Origin of the sequence: Paenibacillus canaveralius, from assembly GCF_047238265.1 — a bacterium.
Classification (GTDB): Bacteria; Bacillota; Bacilli; order Paenibacillales; family NBRC-103111; genus Paenibacillus_F.
Window position 1 is genome coordinate 2027554 of the sequence record NZ_JBDFMM010000001.1, and the last position, 16412, is coordinate 2043965.

13 protein-coding genes and 1 pseudogene are annotated in these 16412 nt (G+C 56.8%); 10 read left to right on the top strand and 4 right to left on the bottom strand.

The window, feature by feature from the left end; genetic code table 11:
- Nucleotides 1-3: 3 nt before the first annotated feature.
- Nucleotides 4-171: a hypothetical protein gene (locus ABC395_RS09555; RefSeq protein WP_413002515.1), complete on the bottom strand. Its 168-nt coding sequence runs from the start codon at nt 169-171 to the stop codon at nt 4-6.
- A gap of 111 nt (nt 172-282) precedes the next feature.
- Between ABC395_RS09555 and ABC395_RS09560 the strand changes: the two genes are divergently transcribed.
- Together ABC395_RS09560 and ABC395_RS09565 are read left to right on the top strand one after the other, a co-directional pair.
- Nucleotides 283-483: a hypothetical protein gene (locus tag ABC395_RS09560; RefSeq protein WP_413002517.1), complete on the top strand. Its 201-nt coding sequence runs from the start codon at nt 283-285 to the stop codon at nt 481-483.
- Nucleotides 484-577: 94 nt separating this feature from the next.
- Complete coding sequence (locus tag ABC395_RS09565) at nt 578-982, top strand: MarR family winged helix-turn-helix transcriptional regulator (protein WP_413002519.1); 405 nt, start codon at nt 578-580, stop codon at nt 980-982.
- On the opposite strand, the gene ABC395_RS09570 is transcribed toward ABC395_RS09565, so the two are convergent.
- Nucleotides 947-1684, bottom strand: coding sequence for an RluA family pseudouridine synthase (locus tag ABC395_RS09570; protein WP_413002521.1), 738 nt, complete (start codon nt 1682-1684; stop codon nt 947-949). The two genes, ABC395_RS09565 and ABC395_RS09570, sit on opposite strands and share 36 nt — an antisense overlap.
- A gap of 3 nt (nt 1685-1687) precedes the next feature.
- Entirely contained in the window at nt 1688-2554 is an 867-nt protein-coding gene (locus ABC395_RS09575) for a class I SAM-dependent methyltransferase (RefSeq protein WP_413002523.1), read from the bottom strand.
- Between the two features lie 252 nt (nt 2555-2806).
- Between ABC395_RS09575 and glgB the strand changes: the two genes are divergently transcribed.
- The 8 genes and pseudogenes from glgB (at nt 2807) to ABC395_RS09615 (ending at nt 13126) form a co-directional block, all read left to right on the top strand.
- A complete protein-coding gene (glgB, locus tag ABC395_RS09580; protein ID WP_413006714.1) occupies nt 2807-4756 on the top strand; it encodes a 1,4-alpha-glucan branching protein GlgB in 1950 nt (649 codons plus the stop codon).
- Nucleotides 4746-5894, top strand: coding sequence for a glucose-1-phosphate adenylyltransferase (locus tag ABC395_RS09585; protein ID WP_413002525.1), 1149 nt, complete (start codon nt 4746-4748; stop codon nt 5892-5894). The genes glgB and ABC395_RS09585 overlap by 11 nt, the downstream gene beginning before the upstream one ends.
- 7 nt (nt 5895-5901) lie before the next feature.
- Entirely contained in the window at nt 5902-7011 is a 1110-nt protein-coding gene (gene glgD, locus ABC395_RS09590; protein WP_413002527.1) for a glucose-1-phosphate adenylyltransferase subunit GlgD, read from the top strand.
- Nucleotides 7012-7122: 111 nt separating this feature from the next.
- Nucleotides 7123-8544 (top strand): annotated as a pseudogene (gene glgA / locus ABC395_RS09595) (glycogen synthase GlgA); the annotation flags it as partial.
- A 123-nt stretch (nt 8545-8667) separates the two neighbouring features.
- Entirely contained in the window at nt 8668-10458 is a 1791-nt protein-coding gene (locus ABC395_RS09600; protein WP_413006715.1) for a glycoside hydrolase family 13 protein, read from the top strand.
- A gap of 118 nt (nt 10459-10576) precedes the next feature.
- The gene (locus ABC395_RS09605) at nt 10577-11830 is read left to right on the top strand and encodes a hypothetical protein (RefSeq protein ID WP_413002529.1); all 1254 of its coding nucleotides are present in this window, start codon (nt 10577-10579) and stop codon (nt 11828-11830) included.
- Nucleotides 11831-11955: 125 nt separating this feature from the next.
- Entirely contained in the window at nt 11956-12573 is a 618-nt protein-coding gene (locus ABC395_RS09610) for an NUDIX hydrolase (RefSeq protein ID WP_413002530.1), read from the top strand.
- Nucleotides 12574-12676: 103 nt separating this feature from the next.
- A complete protein-coding gene (locus ABC395_RS09615; RefSeq protein ID WP_413002532.1) occupies nt 12677-13126 on the top strand; it encodes a hypothetical protein in 450 nt (149 codons plus the stop codon).
- A 436-nt stretch (nt 13127-13562) separates the two neighbouring features.
- On the opposite strand, the gene ABC395_RS09620 is transcribed toward ABC395_RS09615, so the two are convergent.
- Nucleotides 13563-16331 carry a discoidin domain-containing protein gene (locus tag ABC395_RS09620; RefSeq protein WP_413002533.1) on the bottom strand — a complete coding sequence of 923 codons (2769 nt, stop codon included), beginning with the start codon at nt 16329-16331 and terminating at the stop codon, nt 13563-13565.
- Nucleotides 16332-16412: the final 81 nt, after the last annotated feature.

The window sequence follows — 16412 nt, forward strand, 5'->3', positions numbered from 1 at the left end:
ACTTCAATCATAGCTCGTGGTAGGCGGATCGATCGTTTCCATGAGCTGAAAAGCGATTTCCAATACGACCCATAAGGGCACTTGTTCGTCCAGACGATCCAGCCAGCCCGGGTCCTTCAATAAGCCAAGATCAAGTGCGCGCTGTCCCAGCGCGCTTTTTTTTATGTGCACGGGCGATTCCTCCTTCTGCCGTTTCCTTACAGTGTATGTGCATCCGCCCAGAAATGTGCGGGACGGGTCCGTGCTCGGGCAAACAGGGAAAGTAACGTGCAGGAGGGTGCAATGCTGACAGAAGAAGGCGCAGGGAAGAATGAGCCGGAGAAAGAGACGCTAAATCAAAACGAAGCTAAAAACGAAGCCGGAACGAAGCTGAAAAACGAGCCTAAAGACGCAGACGCCCGTTCTCGCAATTCGGACAACATTTCCGCCCGCGAAGCCCGTAACTTAGCGAAAAGGCGCGAAATGCCCGGCTTATTGTCTTAAAGTATTAACGGCATTAACCTATATTTCGCCATTGGACACGTGATATACTTGGATAGAAAAGTGGATGAGCCTTGAATCGGAGGAGTGATTGCAATTGTATTCGGTAGAATTTGCGAAACTGTGGACGAAGCTTTCCAAGGAGCTCAAATCCAATATGGAAGACCAGCTTGCACCGACGATTACGGAAGGACAGCTTCACGTGCTTGAGCTGCTTGCGGCTAACGGCACGATGAAGCCTTCCGATTTTATTGAATATTTGGCTACGACGCCGGCAGCCGTGACGACTCTCCTGGACCGTATGGAGCGGGCGGGACTTATCAGCCGGAGCCGGGATGAAAAAGACCGCCGCGTCGTATGGGTCGACGCGACGGACAAAGGGAAATCCGAGCGGGAGCGGGGGCTGCAAATCCGTCAGGAAGTGCTGGACACTTACCTCAGCCGCATTTCCTCCCACAATCAGCAGCTACTCGTTTACCTGCTCGGGAAGGTTGCTAACTAGCTCCTGCCATAAGAACCAGGGGTGACGCTCCGGTGGAGACGACCGGAAGGTCAGCGTCTCCTGCTGTGTCGGGTGCGGGAAGGACAACCGGGCCGACCAGAGGGCAAGCTGCTGCCCCGGTTCGTTCGCTCCGGCGCCGTACCGCTGATCCCCGTACAGGGGGCAGCCGATGGCCGCCAGCTGCACGCGGATCTGGTGCGGCCTGCCCGTGTGCAGCTTCACCAGGACGAGGCTGAGCCCTTCGGCGCTGCCGAGCACCCGGTAGTCAAGGAGCGCCTCTTTGGCGCCGTCCTTGCCGGGTTTGACCACGGATACGGTGTTTGTCCGCGTATCCTTAAGCAGCCAGTGCCGCAAAGAGCCCTGCGGCTCCTTGGGTCTGCCGCGCACAACGGCCGCGTACGTCTTGTCGAACGTCCGTGTCCGCACGCTGTCCGAGAGGCGGGAAGCCGCCTTGGACGTTTTGGCGAACACCATGACGCCGCCGACGGGACGGTCCAGCCGGTGCACGAGCCCGAGGAAGACGTTGCCCGGCTTATGATGCCGGCGCTTCAAGTCTTCCTTGAGCACGCTCAGGAGATCGGGATCGCGCGAGCTGTCCTCCTGCGTCGGCATATTGACGGGCTTCTCCACGACGAGCACGTGGTTGTCTTCGTAGAGGACGGGAATCGCCGCCCCGTCCGCCGCATGCTTCGGTCCCGCCATGGCTTACGCCTCCCAGCGGCCGAGAATTCCGCACGGCAGCGTCAGCTCGCTCGCGGTAATCGGAAGACCGATTTCGCCTGCGGTGATTGTTCCGCCGTAGCGCTTGTGCATCGCCATTGTCAGGATGTTTTTCAGCACCGTGGAAGAGATGCCGGTCGTGTAGGAATTGACGAGCAGGAAGAGCGGGTTATCCGACAAAATCGTCATGCATGTCTCGATAAACGGATACAAATCGTTCTCAAGCTTCCAGGTTTCCCCGTTGGGTCCGCGTCCGTAGGACGGCGGGTCCATGATGATGGCGTCGTATTTGTTGCCGCGGCGCTGCTCGCGCTGGACGAATTTGAAAACGTCGTCCGTAATGAAACGGACGTGGCGGTCGGCGAGGCCGGACAGCTCGACGTTTTCTTTCGCCCACTGCACAACGCCTTTCGAAGCGTCGACGTGGACGACCGAAGCGCCCGCATAAGCACAGGCGACGGTAGCTCCGCCCGTATAGGCGAACAGATTCAATACCTTAATGGGCCGGCCGGCTTTGCTTATCTTGTCCATCATCCAGTCCCAGTTGGCGGCCTGCTCGGGGAAGAGGCCCGTGTGTTTGAAGCCGGTCGGCTTGATATGAAACCGGAGTTTGTTGTCATACGAGATCGTCCAGCGTTCCGGCAGGGTCTGGCGGAAGTCCCAGTTGCCGCCTCCGGAAGAACTGCGCCGGTAATGTCCTTCGGCCTGTTTCCAGCTTGCCGTTTCGGCCGTGAGCGGCCAAATAATTTGCGGGTCGGGACGCCGCAATACATAAGAACCCCAGCGTTCGAGTTTTTCTCCTCCGCCGGTGTCCAGGAGTTCATAGTCGTTCCAGCGATTAGCTACATACATCGGTTCATTTCCTTCTTTCCTCGCGTCAAAATGTACAGCGGTTCCTCGTTCAAAAAAACGCTATCCGTCCGCGGACGGGTACCGGTATAACTTGCGGTTTTTAACACCTTTTTCTTCTAAGCATCTATTGTACAACATCCCTTGATGGAAGCCAATATAAGGAGTGTGCCCGATAAAGCGCCTTTTCGTTTCACGAAGTGCCGAATCGGGTACAAAAAGATGACTATACAAGAGGGGGATGGGTTGAAGCATATGGCGGGTAAACAGATCCCCGGCTCCGAAGACATCTATTTGTTCCATGAAGGAACGTATTATCACAGTTATCGCCTATTCGGGGCACACGCAGAGAAAAGGGGTAAGACAACGGCCGTACGCTTTACCGTTTGGGCGCCTCATGCCCGTGAAGTGCGCGTCGTCGGCGATTTTAACGAATGGAACGGAGAAAACCACCGCATGGAGACCATGCCGGAATCAGGCGGCATCTGGACGCTTGCGGTACCCGGTCTGGCGGAAGGCTCCCTGTACAAATATGAAATTCACACACCGGACGGCAGGATCGTTCTGAAAGCCGATCCTTATGCCGTCTATTCGGAGCTTCGCCCGGGCACCGCTTCCCGCTTATATAATTTGGACGGATACAAGTGGGGCGACCAGAACTGGCGGCGTCAGCGCGCCCGCAAGCCGGCATACGACCAGCCTTTGAACATTTACGAGGTCCATCTCGGTACCTGGAAGAAGAAAAGCCGCGAAGAGGATGAACTCTTCTCCTACCGCGAGCTTGCGGACGATCTTGTCGGCTATGCCGCCGAGATGGGCTATACCCATATCGAGCTGCTTCCGCTTGCGGAGCATCCCTTCGACCGTTCGTGGGGCTACCAGGCGACGGGCTATTTTTCGGTAACGAGCCGGTTCGGAGAACCGAAAGACTTTATGTATTTCGTGGACCGGTGCCACCAGGCGGGTATCGGCGTCATCATGGACTGGGTGCCGGGTCATTTCTGCAAAGATGCCCACGGTCTGCGCCAGTTTGACGGACAGCCGCTGTATGAGCCGGACGAGCCCAATCTGGCCGAAAAGCCGGAATGGGGGACGCTGGCCTTTGATTTTAACAAGCCGGAGGTTCACAGCTTTCTTATTTCCAACGCGATGTTCTGGATGGACAAATATCACATTGACGGCATCCGGGTCGATGCGGTAGCAAGCATGCTGTATCTGAATTTCGGCAAACCGCAGTCCATGTGGGTAACGAACGAACACGGAGGGGATGAAAATCCGTCCGCGATCCAATTTTTGAAAAAATTAAATACCGTCGTCTTCGGCTCCTATCCGAACGCCTTGATGATGGCCGAGGATTCCACCGACTGGCCTCAAGTCACAGCGCCCGTCGATGCAGGCGGGCTGGGCTTTAATTACAAGTGGAACATGGGCTGGATGAACGACATGCTGAAATATATGAAGATGGACCCGATCCACCGGAAACATCATCATAATCTCATCACGTTCTCGTTGATGTACGCGTTTAACGAAAATTTCGTGCTGCCGCTTTCTCATGACGAAGTGGTGCATGGCAAGCGCTCCATTCTGCATAAAATGCCGGGGGATTACTGGCAGAAGTTCGCCAACACCCGCGTGCTTTACGGTTATATGTCCGGTCATCCGGGAAAAAAGCTTCTGTTCATGGGAGGCGAATTCGCCCAGTTCGACGAATGGAAGGACCTGGAGGATTTGGATTGGTTTTTGCTGGACTATGAGCTGCACGGCAAAATGCAGACCTATGTCCGGGCCTTGAACCGCTTCTACCTGGAGCAGCCTGCCTTATGGCAGAACGATCACGGCCACGACGGGTTCCGTTGGATTTCGCCCGACGATTCCAGTCAGAGCGTCGTCGCCTTTATCCGCAAAGGCAAGAAGCCCAAGGACGATCTCATCGTCGTGTGCAACTTCACGCCGGTCGTCCACCCGGATTACCGGATCGGCGTTCCCGAGCCGGGGGCGTATGCGGAAATTTTCAACAGCGACGACGAAGCGTACGGCGGATCGGGCCAATCCAACGGCGAGCCGCTTGCGGCCGAGCCGGTTCCGATGCACGGTTTCGACTACAGCTTGTCGCTTCGCGTACCGCCGCTTGCCGCAGTTTATCTGAAACGATCACAAGTCGAACGAACTCCGCGACGAAAGGGGAAGTCGAAAAATGCGAAGTAAAGAATGTATTGCCATGCTGCTTGCCGGAGGAGAGGGCAAACGACTTGGCGTGCTCACCCAGCAGCTCGCGAAACCTGCCGTTCATTTCGGCGGAAAGTACCGCATTATCGATTTCACGCTGAGCAACTGCACCAACTCGGGCATCGACACGGTGGGGGTGCTTACCCAGTACCAGCCGCTCGTGCTCAACTCTTATATCGGCATAGGCGGGGCTTGGGACCTGGATCGTAAAAACGGCGGCGTAACGGTTCTGCCTCCTTTTATGGAGCAGGGCGGCGGAGACTGGTATCAGGGGACGGCGAACGCGATTTACCGCAATATCGGGTTTATCGACCGCTACGAACCGGAGTACGTGCTGATCATCTCGGGGGATCATATCTATAAAATGGATTATGACCGGCTGCTCACGTATCACAAAACGAAAGGGGCCGACGCCACAATCGCGGTGATTGAGGTCAAGTGGGAAGAGGCGTCGCGTTTTGGTCTATTGAGCGTAAATGATGACAGCGAAATTACGGAGTTTGCGGAAAAACCGAAAGAGCCCAAAAGCAACCTCGCTTCCATGGGCGTATACATGTTCAGTTGGAAGGCGCTGAAAAAATATTTGATTCAAGATAACGAGAATCCCGATTCCAGCAAAGATTTCGGCAAGGACATTATTCCGGCGATGCTTGAAGAAGGGGCGAACCTCGTGGCTTACCCGTTCCAGGGTTACTGGAAGGATGTCGGCACCATACAGAGCTTGTGGGAAGCGAACATGGACCTGCTGGACGATCCGACCCAGCTGAACCTGAACGATAAATCGTGGCGTATTTATTCCGTGACGCCTTATCAGCCTGCCCAGTTTGTTTCGAACGGGGCCAAAGTACGCCGTTCACTCGTGAACGAAGGGTGCTCCGTATTCGGAGACGTGGACCATTCCGTCTTGTTCTATGGCGTCCATATCGGTGAAGGCAGCGTGATCCGGGATTCCGTCATCATGCCTGGAGCGAGAATCGGCAATAATGTCACCATCCGCAAAGCGATCATCGGGGAAAATACGGTCGTGGATGACGGGGCGGTCGTAGGCGACGGGGAAGAAATCGTGCTGATCGGCGCCGGAGAACACATACGGGCGACTACGGAATCGAAAGGATGAGGGTAGCATGAAGCATGTAATGGGCGTTATCAATCTGGTGAACGAGCCGGACGATCTGGAAGAACTTACGCTTCACCGCTGTGCCGCTTCGGTTCCTTTCGGAGGCCGGTACCGGCTTATCGATTTTGTTTTATCCAATATGGTGAATTCCTCAATCGGCAACGTGGCGGTGTTTACCCAGCACAAATACCGTTCCCTGATGGACCATCTGGGTTCCGGCAAGGAATGGGATCTCGACCGCAAGAGAGGCGGCCTGTTCGTGCTGCCGTCCGTCCAGGACGACCCGGCGGGCATGTCGCGGGGAGATTTGTTCCAATTCTACTCCCACCGCGATTATTTCTACCGGGGCCGGGAAGAGCTGGTCATCATCGGACGCAGCCACATGGTCTGCAACATGAATTATGAAGACGCGGTCCGCTACCATGAAGATATGAGAGCGGATGTTACCGTCATTTATAAAGAAGCGGAAGAAGAATACTCGGGAAGCTACCGCCGCCTTGCGATACGTCCGGACGGCAGAGTGACGGTCATCGAAGATCAGACCGGACGTCTTCGTACGGACAACGTGTCCATGGAAATGTATATTATGAGCAAGTCGCTGCTGCTCGATATGGTGGAGACGTGCCTGGCTCAGGGCTACGACCATCTGGTCCGAGACGGCATTATGAAGAACGTCGACAAACTGAACGTGGTCGGCTACCGTCATGACGGGTATCTGGGGATCGTGAACTCGATCCAGGGCTATTACCGGCACAGCATGGAGCTGTTGGACCCGTCCGTGCTGCGGGAACTGTTCTTCCGCAAGGATCTTATCTACACGAAGGTAAAAGACGAGCCGCCTGCCCGGTATGAGGCTAATGCGAATGTGCGCAATTCCCTGATCGCCAACGGTTGCGTTATTGAAGGCAAGGTCGATAACAGCATTTTGTCCCGTGGGGTAAAAATCAGCAAGGGTGCCGTCGTCAAAAACAGCATTATCCTGCAGAACTGCTCCATCGAAGAAAATGTCGTGATCGAGAACGCCATTCTCGACAAAGACGTGTTTATCAGCCGGGGACGCGTATTGACCGGCGATATGAGAGCGCCGTTTATCGCGGCCAAAATGAAGGTCATCTAAAACGTATTCCGACAATCAAAAGCCGTAACCGGACGCCGCCGAGCGGTTCCGGTTTGGCTTTTTGCCAATAGAAACTCAGAAGAAATTCAGAAGACGGGAGTGGAGACGTGCATGAACATTTTGTTTGCGGCTTCGGAAGCGGCACCTTTCGCCAAGACGGGCGGACTGGGTGACGTAATCGGGTCCCTGCCCAAAGAACTTAAACGCAACGGAGCGGATGTCCGGGTCATTCTGCCCAAGTATGACGAGATCCCTCAAGTATTCAAAGACAAGATGGAGACGGCGAACCTCGTCACGTTCAGCGTGAACTTGGGCTGGCGCTCGCAGTACTGCGGCATACAAACCTTGGAGCACGAAGGCGTCACGTTTTATTTCGTGGACAACGAGTTTTATTTCCGCAGAAGCGGGCATTACGGATACGGCGACGACGCCGAAAGATTCGCGTTTTACTGCCGGGCCGTAATCGACTCGCTTCCGCACCTGGGCTTTAAACCCGATGTCATTCACTGCCACGACTGGCAGGCCGGAATGATTCCGGTTTTGCTGAAAACGCAGTATAGTCCTTACTATCCGTTCTATGAAGATATCAAAACGGTCATTACGATACACAACCTGCGTTATCAGGGGCTGTTTTCCAAAGAAACGATGATGGATCTGTTCGGTCTGGACGCCGGTTATTTCAGCGGGGAACAGCTGGAAATGTACGACGGCGGCAGCTTCCTGAAAGGCGGACTGCTGTATTCCGACCGGATTACGGCGGTAAGCCCGGCTTACGCGGAGGAAATCCGCACGCCGTTCTTCGGTGAGCATATGGACAGCCTGCTCCGCTACCGGAGCGATGCGACAGTGGGTATCGTCAACGGCATCGACTATGATCTTTTCAATCCGATGACGGATTCCCATCTGGCTGTCACGTACCGGGATGCTTTGTCCAAAAAGCGGCTGAATAAAACGCATCTTCAGCAGCGGCTGGGGCTGCCGGTGCGCGACGACGTGCCGGTTATTTCGCTGGTGACCCGGCTGGTGCAGCAGAAGGGCATCGATCTGATCCGCCACGTGCTGCCGGAGTTGCTGTCCCTGGATGCCCAATGGGTGATCGTGGGGACGGGGGATCACGAATACGAGCAACTCTTCCGCGAAGCGGCATCCCGGCATCCCGACAAGCTGGCGGCCTACATCGCGTTCGACGACGGGCTGGCCCGTCAAGTATACGCGGGCTCGGATCTCTTCCTGATGCCTTCGCTTTTCGAACCCTGCGGAATCGGTCAGCTTATCGCGATGCGCTACCGGACGGTGCCGATCGTCCGCGAGACGGGCGGCTTGAAGGATACGGTCCAGCCTTACAACGAATTTACCGGGGAAGGCACGGGGTTCAGCTTCAGCTCGTACAACGCGCACGATATGCTGCATACGATCAGACGAGCGGTGCATTTCTATCATCATGACCAGGATGCCTGGCGCAACCTGATGGCCAACATCAAGAAAACCGATTTCAGCTGGAAAAAATCGGCTCTGCAGTACAAGTCGCTGTACCAGGAGCTGATCCGGGAGGCGGCGGACACCGTCAAAGAGCGCCAGAGAGCCTGGCAGGAAGAAGAGCGGCGGCGCACCGAACAGGAAGCTCAGCTCCGGGTCGCCGCGGCTCATGCGGCCCAGTTGAGGGAAGCGTCGCCGGCCGCAAGCCAGCGTACTCCCGCCCGGCCGCAAGCAGCGGCTGCAAGCGAAGCGGGCGAAGACGAAGGCGGGGGCCCCGGAGGCAAAGCCTGGTGGAAGGAAAGCGTCGTCTACCAAATTTACCCCCGCAGCTTTAAAGACAGCAACGGGGACGGGATCGGCGATATCCCCGGGATTATTTCCAAGCTGGATTACTTGAAAGAGCTCGGCGTCGACGTGATCTGGCTGTCGCCGGTCTATCAATCGCCTAATGACGACAACGGCTACGACATCAGCGATTACCGCGAGATCATGGACGACTTCGGAACGATGGCCGACTGGGAAAAGCTGCTCGCGGAAGTGCACGGCCGCGGCATGAAGCTCATCATGGATCTCGTCGTGAACCACTCGTCGGACGAGCATGCCTGGTTCCTCGAATCGCGCTCCTCCAAAGACAATCCCTACCGGGATTATTACATTTGGAGGCCCGGCCGTGACGGCCGCGAGCCGAACAACTGGACGAGCATCTTCAGCGGCCCGGCTTGGGAGTATGACGAGGCGACCGGGGAGTATTACCTTCATTTGTTCAGCCGCAAACAGCCGGATTTAAACTGGGAGAACCCGAAGGTGCGCGAGGAAGTCTACGACATGATGACGTGGTGGCTCAATAAGGGGATCGACGGATTCCGCATGGACGTCATCAACATGATTTCCAAGGCGGAAGGTCTTCCCAGCGCCGGTGGGGATAGATATGCCTGGGGCGGCGATTACTTTATGAACGGCCCGAGGGTTCATGAGTTTTTGCGGGAAATGAACGAGAAGGTGCTGTCCCGTTACGACATTATGACGGTCGGCGAAACGCCCGGTGTAACTCCCGATGACGCGGCCCGTTACGCGAATACGGACGGCAGCGAGCTGAACATGGTGTTCCAGTTCGAGCATATGGAGCTGGACAGCGGCTGGGGCGGCAAATGGGACCCGTGCGCCTGGAAGCTGAAGGATCTGAAAGCGGCGATCGGCCGCTGGCAGACGGGCCTGCACGGCCGCGCTTGGAACAGCTTGTACCTGAACAACCATGACCAGCCGAGAATGGTGTCCCGGTTCGGCAATGACCGCGAATACCGCGTGGAATCGGCCAAAATGCTGGCGACTTTCCTTCATACGCTGGAAGGAACGCCCTACATTTATCAGGGCGAAGAGCTTGGCATGACGAACGTGCCGTTCAAAGGGATCGAGGACTGCCGGGACGTCGAGACGCTGAACATGTACCGGGAGCGCGTCACCGAAGGCGGCGGCAATCACGAAGAGGTCATGAACGCGATCCGCGTCAAAGGGCGGGATAACGCACGGACTCCCATGCAGTGGAATGCGGAAGAGCACGCCGGCTTTACGACCGGCACGCCTTGGCTTCACGTCAATCCGAACTATACGGAGATTAACGCGGAAGCGGCTTTGGCCGATGCGGACTCTATTTTTCACTATTACCGGAAGCTGATCGCACTCCGCAAAATCCACCCGGTTATCGTGTACGGCAGCTACGAAATCGTGGCCGAGGATGATGAGCGCATTTACGCGTACACGCGCACGCTCGGTAACGACAGGCTGTTCGTTATACTCAACTTTACCGGAGAAACGGCTTCTTTCGCGAGCCCTTACCCGCTTCTGGCAGGAGGCGGCGGTGAGCTGCTGATCGCCAACTACCCCGTCGGGGAAGGAAGCGAGACGAGCGGTTTGGACGCGGAGCTTCAGCTTCGTCCTTATGAGGCGAGGGTCTATCTGCTGAAGGCCGTATAGGGCGCGGCCCGCCCTGCAGCTAAAACGCTGCGCATCCTGTTGAAAGCATCTGGGACCCCGGTGGTTTCAGGTGCTTTTTAACCCCGACTAACTATTCGTTGACGAAGGAGGAAACCCGTTGAAAAAGTGGCTCATGTCTGGCACGGCTTTCCTGCTGCTCGCAAGTTCCGCCTCCATTCTGGCTCCCGCACGGACGAACGCGATGATCGTAAACGTTCCGTGGGACGTCACGCTGATCCGGGAGACGGCAATCTACGACGACGAAGCGTTCACGAAGCCTGCGGGAAGCCTGGCTCCTCTTCAAACCGTTCATATTACGAAGAGAGACAGCGGTTGGAGCATGGAGGATCATACGGAAGAAAAGGGATATCTTATCGAAACGTGGCAGGGGGAGAAATGGATCAAGGCCGATCCGGAAACGCTCGTTCCCGGTACGTACAGGGCCGAGAGCGCGACGATCACTCTCGTGGATAAACAGGAGCTGTACGACGAACCGCTGCAAGAAAAGGCGGGCGGAACGGTCCTATCCCCGCAGCAGGTAACGGTAACGGGAACGATTGAATGGGACGAAGCGGATTTCGGACCTCCCCGGAAGGCAAAATTTTACCGCATCCGGACATGGCTGGGAGAGAAGTGGATCTACAACAGCTTCTATAAGGAGGCTATCCGGGAAAAAGCGATCTCGACTACCATCGATCTTTTTAAAGAGACGGACAGCTTTGAACTGCCTTACACGGGTTCAGCCAAAACCGGAACGCTCAAATCCGGCAGATATCCGGTAACGGCCGTGTGGGAGCTTCCGCCTACGATCGGCGACGGCAGTCCGACGTGGTATAAAGTTTCCCTTCCGGAAGGGGAACGCTGGATTTTGCCCGAGGGCGAGCTGGCCGGTGTTCAGGAAACGACGGGAAAAGCGGAACTGCCGACCGGCGGCAAAGGATTCGGAAAGCCGACCTATTACGACGATGAAAATTATTCGGAAGTCGCGCCGGGCAGCTATGACGCTTTTGAAACGTGGAAGGACGGAGAACTGGAATGGGTGCATATCCGGACGGAATCCGGTGCAGTATGGGTCAATCCGGGACTGGCGCTTAAAGTGCGGCCTGCCGGTATTATTCCGACGGACGAAGAAGTTCCGCTCACGTCCCGCACGACAACGTATAAATACCCCGACTGGAGCCGCATTCACAATCCGAAGGGCTATTTTGTCCCGCAGACTGTTAAAGCTTTCGAAAAGTGGCAGTCTCCCGCAGGAATCACCTGGTATCATGTTCACGGCACCTGGGACGACTGGTGGATACCGGAAAACGACGCGGAAGAACCCGCTAAGCAGCCTGCCGAACCGGAAATGAATTCGGGGGTTACGGAGTAAGCGGAGAGAATACTTGTTTTTATTTGCACAGCTCTCATGATAAAATAAACCTAATTGCGAGACGACACCTCATCACCGGTGCTCGTCTTTTTTTATAAAACGAACGAAGCGGGGAGGATACAAGCGTGAGCGCCAAGTGGCTGGAATGGGCCAAGCAGATTCAGGCGATTTCGCAAATCGGGCTTGCCTACAGCAAGGATGTGTATGATCTGGAGCGGTATGAAATGCTGCGGGATTTGAGTGTGGAGATCATGAGCGAGTATACGGACCTTCACCGGGAAAAAATCCGGGATCTTTTCGCGAACGAAACCGGGTACGCTACCCCGAAAGTGGACATCCGCGCAGTCGTTTTCCGGGAAGGCAAGCTTGTGCTTGTGCGGGAGAAGCTGGACGGGGCCTGGTCGCTGCCGGGAGGCTGGGCGGACATCGGGCTGTCGCCTTCGGAAGTGGCGGTGAAGGAAGTCAAAGAGGAGGCCGGACTGGAAGTGAAAGCGGAGAGGCTGCTGGCCGTATTCGATAAAAAATTTCACGATCATCCGGAATCTCCATATCACGTGTACAAATTTTTTGTGCTCTGCACCGTTACCGGGGGCGAGATACAAGGAGGGCTCGAAACGAGCGAGGCGGCTTTTTTCGGAAAAGAGGAGCTGCCCGAACTGTCGGCGGAGAGAAACACGGAGGCCCAGCTGCTTACCATGTTCGAAATGGCCGAGAACCCCGCCAAACCGGTTTTGCTGGATTAGGATATAGGCGGAAACATCGTGAAACGCCAAACCGGCGGACAGCATCAGGGTAGGAGCGGACATGACCGGATTCGGGAAACGGAGTGAAGGAGAGAGCAATTCCATGAACAAAAAGCTTGCGATTGTTTTAATGGGGGCGGCATTTCTAGCCGGATTTATGCCTTATGTCGCGGTCAAGGCTCACTGGTTCCAGCCTTCAGCGGTTGGAGCGAACCCCGGCATTCTTGTGAATCTCGATCAGCGGGATATGAACAGGCTGGACGAGCTCGTAGACCGGTTCAACCGGGATCAGGGAGATTATCTGATGGTGATTTCACCGACGATTGACAGCGGCCCGTGGATACACGATGTCCATACGGACGGGACACAGATTACGTGGACGGTAGACAATACGAGGGATGGGTACAGCTCGCCCAAACAGAAGCAAACGTACAAGTGCGCCTCCATTGAAAAAATCGAAACTTCTGAGAGTTATGGGATCCAGCTCAGCAAATGCGGCGGGCAGGGCGACAAGCTGCCGATTCTGGATATCGAAAAGAACAGAGAGCGCTAGGCGGGAAGAGCTTTCCGGTCACGCAGGAGCGCGCGGATGCCTATTGCACTGTGATGCCGGTTATAACGGGCAGGCTGGAAGGTTTTATACAAGGCACACCGGACCGAGGATGTTTGTATGCATGACAAAGCAGCCGTATCGCTACGGCTGCTTTTTAGTGTGCGCGGGGGTGTTCTGTGGATGCCCGGGCGGGCATATGGCGGTGTGACAGCCCCCTCCCGTCCCGCCTCGGCAGGCGTCGCCGGTACTCAACTGCACGGCCGCCCGTTCCGCCTCGGCAGGCGTCGTTGGTACTCAGCCGCATGGCCTCCGGTTCCGCTGCCACGCTTGGCCACTGCTCGGCCAATGGCTCGGCGGAGGAGTTGTCCGGCCGCCCGCTGACGGCGCTCGGCCGCCTGCCGTACGCTTACTTCCGGAGAAGAAACGGCGCGCTGCCTTACGGCTGATTCAGCGAACCGGACGGCAGCGGAAGCCGGGAAATAAACTGCAGCGCGTCCGGGCCTTTTCTCTCCAGAAGCTGCTGCTTATACAAGCTGACCGGCGTCACGTGGGCGCCGGTGGACTCCCAGAACGCTTCGCTGCGCGGTCTGGGATCGTAGGTGCTCGGCACGAGTCCGGGCACCACGGTCCCGACGTGGCCGATGGCGTAGTTCTGCGCGGTCGGAGGCTGCTGCGAGGTAAGCGCGCCTTCCGTGTTCCACGTCACATAGTTCGCGCCCGACCAGCCGTGGCCGCTTCCGAGCCATGCCCGGTCGCGTATCGAGATCGGCGCCTGGATATTGTCGTACAAGCCGCCTGCCGACCATTTGTGGTGCGGCTCGCTTGTGTTGAAATTTTTGTCCGTCGTTCCGTCCAGGAAGACGTTCGGTCCCTGCACCCGGCTGTCTACGACGAAAGCATGGCGGGACGTCTCGACGTGGTTGCGCTGGGCGAGGCTCTGCTGGCCCTGGAAATGGATGGCGTACCGGCGGCCTCCCGTGATAATGCTGACCATGTCCAGTGTCGTCGTGTCCTGGACAGTGATCCATTTCGCCTGGCGGCCGACCAGAGCCGTGGCGTAGGAGAGATGGGTTGTGGTCACTTCGCGCAGCCACCCGTTCTTCACGCTGTTAAAAACGACGAATCGTTCCGCATGATTCTCGTCGGCATAGTACGGGTCCGTTTTTCCGTTATCCATGACGGTATCGATAATGCTCTTGTCGAATTCGGAATCGACGCGCATGTTTTCCACGCCGACCTGCTCGATCCGCCCCGCATCGGTGTATTTGTACAGCTCGCCGCCGCCCCATTTCAAATCGATGGAATTGGCCAGAGGCACATCGAGGGTGATCCGGCTGCCTTCCACCTTGATGATTGTCCGGTCGAAATCGAGGTTGAACGCGCTCCACTGCTGCGTACCTCCCTGTCCGGGCCGCATATAAATGTGATCCATCCCGATCTCATGGATAAACCGGCTGTTGCCGATCCGGCGGACGACGACCTTGTCTCCGGCTTTAAAGGCGCTTGCATCCGCCACGTGAAAAGAAACCGCGCCGGACGGAACGTACAGGTCCGTTACCGTCGTTTTCGAGGCATTATCCGTCACAACGCCGGATGTGCCGCCGATTTCGACGAGATTACGGGCCGTGGCGCCTGTTCCGAGAATGAGCGTGCCGCCTTCATCCCGGCCTTCACCCCGCAGGACGACGCCGCCGGCGGTAATTTTCAGGGTGCCGGACACTTCGAACTTGCCTCTCGTCAGCAAAACGGCACCCCGGAAGCCGTCTGGTCCGGGCGGCATCTGCGATACCGCGTCTATCGCGTCCTGGATGCGGCGGGTATCGTCGCCCTCCCCAGGTGAAACGACCGCCTTCGCCTGGACGTTCGGGATCGGGACCCCGCCGCCTTTATAGCCGCTGCCGGAGAAATCAAGAATCCGGTTGCCCTTGAAATCCGGGACGTATGTCATCTTTCCGTCCCCGCCCAGATAGGCGATGCTGCTCTGCGTCCCGGCCGTTTTCGTCTCGTCCGGCACGGTGAACGAGAAGGTATCGTGGTAATCCGGTCTGCCGGGCGACGAGAACGTCAGCCGGATTTCGTAGAGGCCGGGGCCCGTGCTTTGTCCGGTTAACGGCACCGTCTGCCGCTGGCCTTTGCCGAAAGCGGTAACCGGGAGCGTGATTCCCGCAGCGGGACTGCCGTTCAGCCGCACTTCCCCGCTCAGCGTCAGAGCCGTGTTGGCCCGGATCCCGATGGCGGGGAGGGCTTCGCCGGCTGCGAGAATCGCGGGCTGGCCGATCTCGGTGCGGAGCGTGGGATGGGACAGGCTCGTTCCGGCGATGAACGCTTCCCCCTCGAATTCGGCGGGGTCTTCTACGACAATCCAGAAGTCGGGGGATTTGATTTTCGCTCCGTTTACGGTGACTTCGGCATTGACCATCGCAGCGCCGGTTTTGAGCGCTTTGACCGTACCGGCCGGACTGATTTCGATGCTTTTGGCGGCGGAAATCCAGCTTACCGCCGGACCGGGCAGAGGGACGATGCTTCCGGAAGAGGTGACGCCTTTCACGTTTAACGTTTTTACGGCGTCTTTCTGAAGGGTCAGTTCTCCGTTAATCGGAATTTCCTGACCGGCGTCGTTTGCGAAATAGATGCGTTTCAGGTCGCTGGGCACGGGATTTTCACTATTCACATCCTTCATAAGCCGAAAGTCGAACACATTCACATTCAGGTTTTTGCCGAGGGTCAGATTAAGCCGGAAATAGCGGGCCGTAACTTCTTCAAAGTAAGCGCTCTCATCTTTGCTCGGCGGCTGGTTCCGGGAGCAGGCGGTATGCCATGTCAGGCCGTCGGACGAATACTCGATGGCATACGAGGCCAGGTTATCCGCCCGGTTAAGGGAAAACACCGCTTTGTTAACGGGTGTACTTTGACCCAGATCGACCGAAAGCCACACGTTCATATCCTCGCGGTCGGCGCCGGACGGCTGCCAGTAGGTGGCGGCGTCTCCGTCGACGGCTTTGGATGCTTCCCTGCCGCTTACTTCGGAGCTTGCCGCCGCTGTCGGGTTTGCCGTCTGAACGGATGCGGCCGATACGGTTTGCACGGCCCGCTGCGCCTGCTCCCGGGCCTGGGCTGCCGGCGGCGTCAGCAGAGGCTGAGGCAGAACGAGAGCGGCGGCCAGGACGGCCAGCAGCTTTTTTGAGTTGGCGGAAAAAGCGTTCATGGTCCGAAACACCTCACTTTCGCAGAGTGGTTTAAAAACACCTTCACTATAGCAGAGAGACACTTTAGAAAAATATGGTTT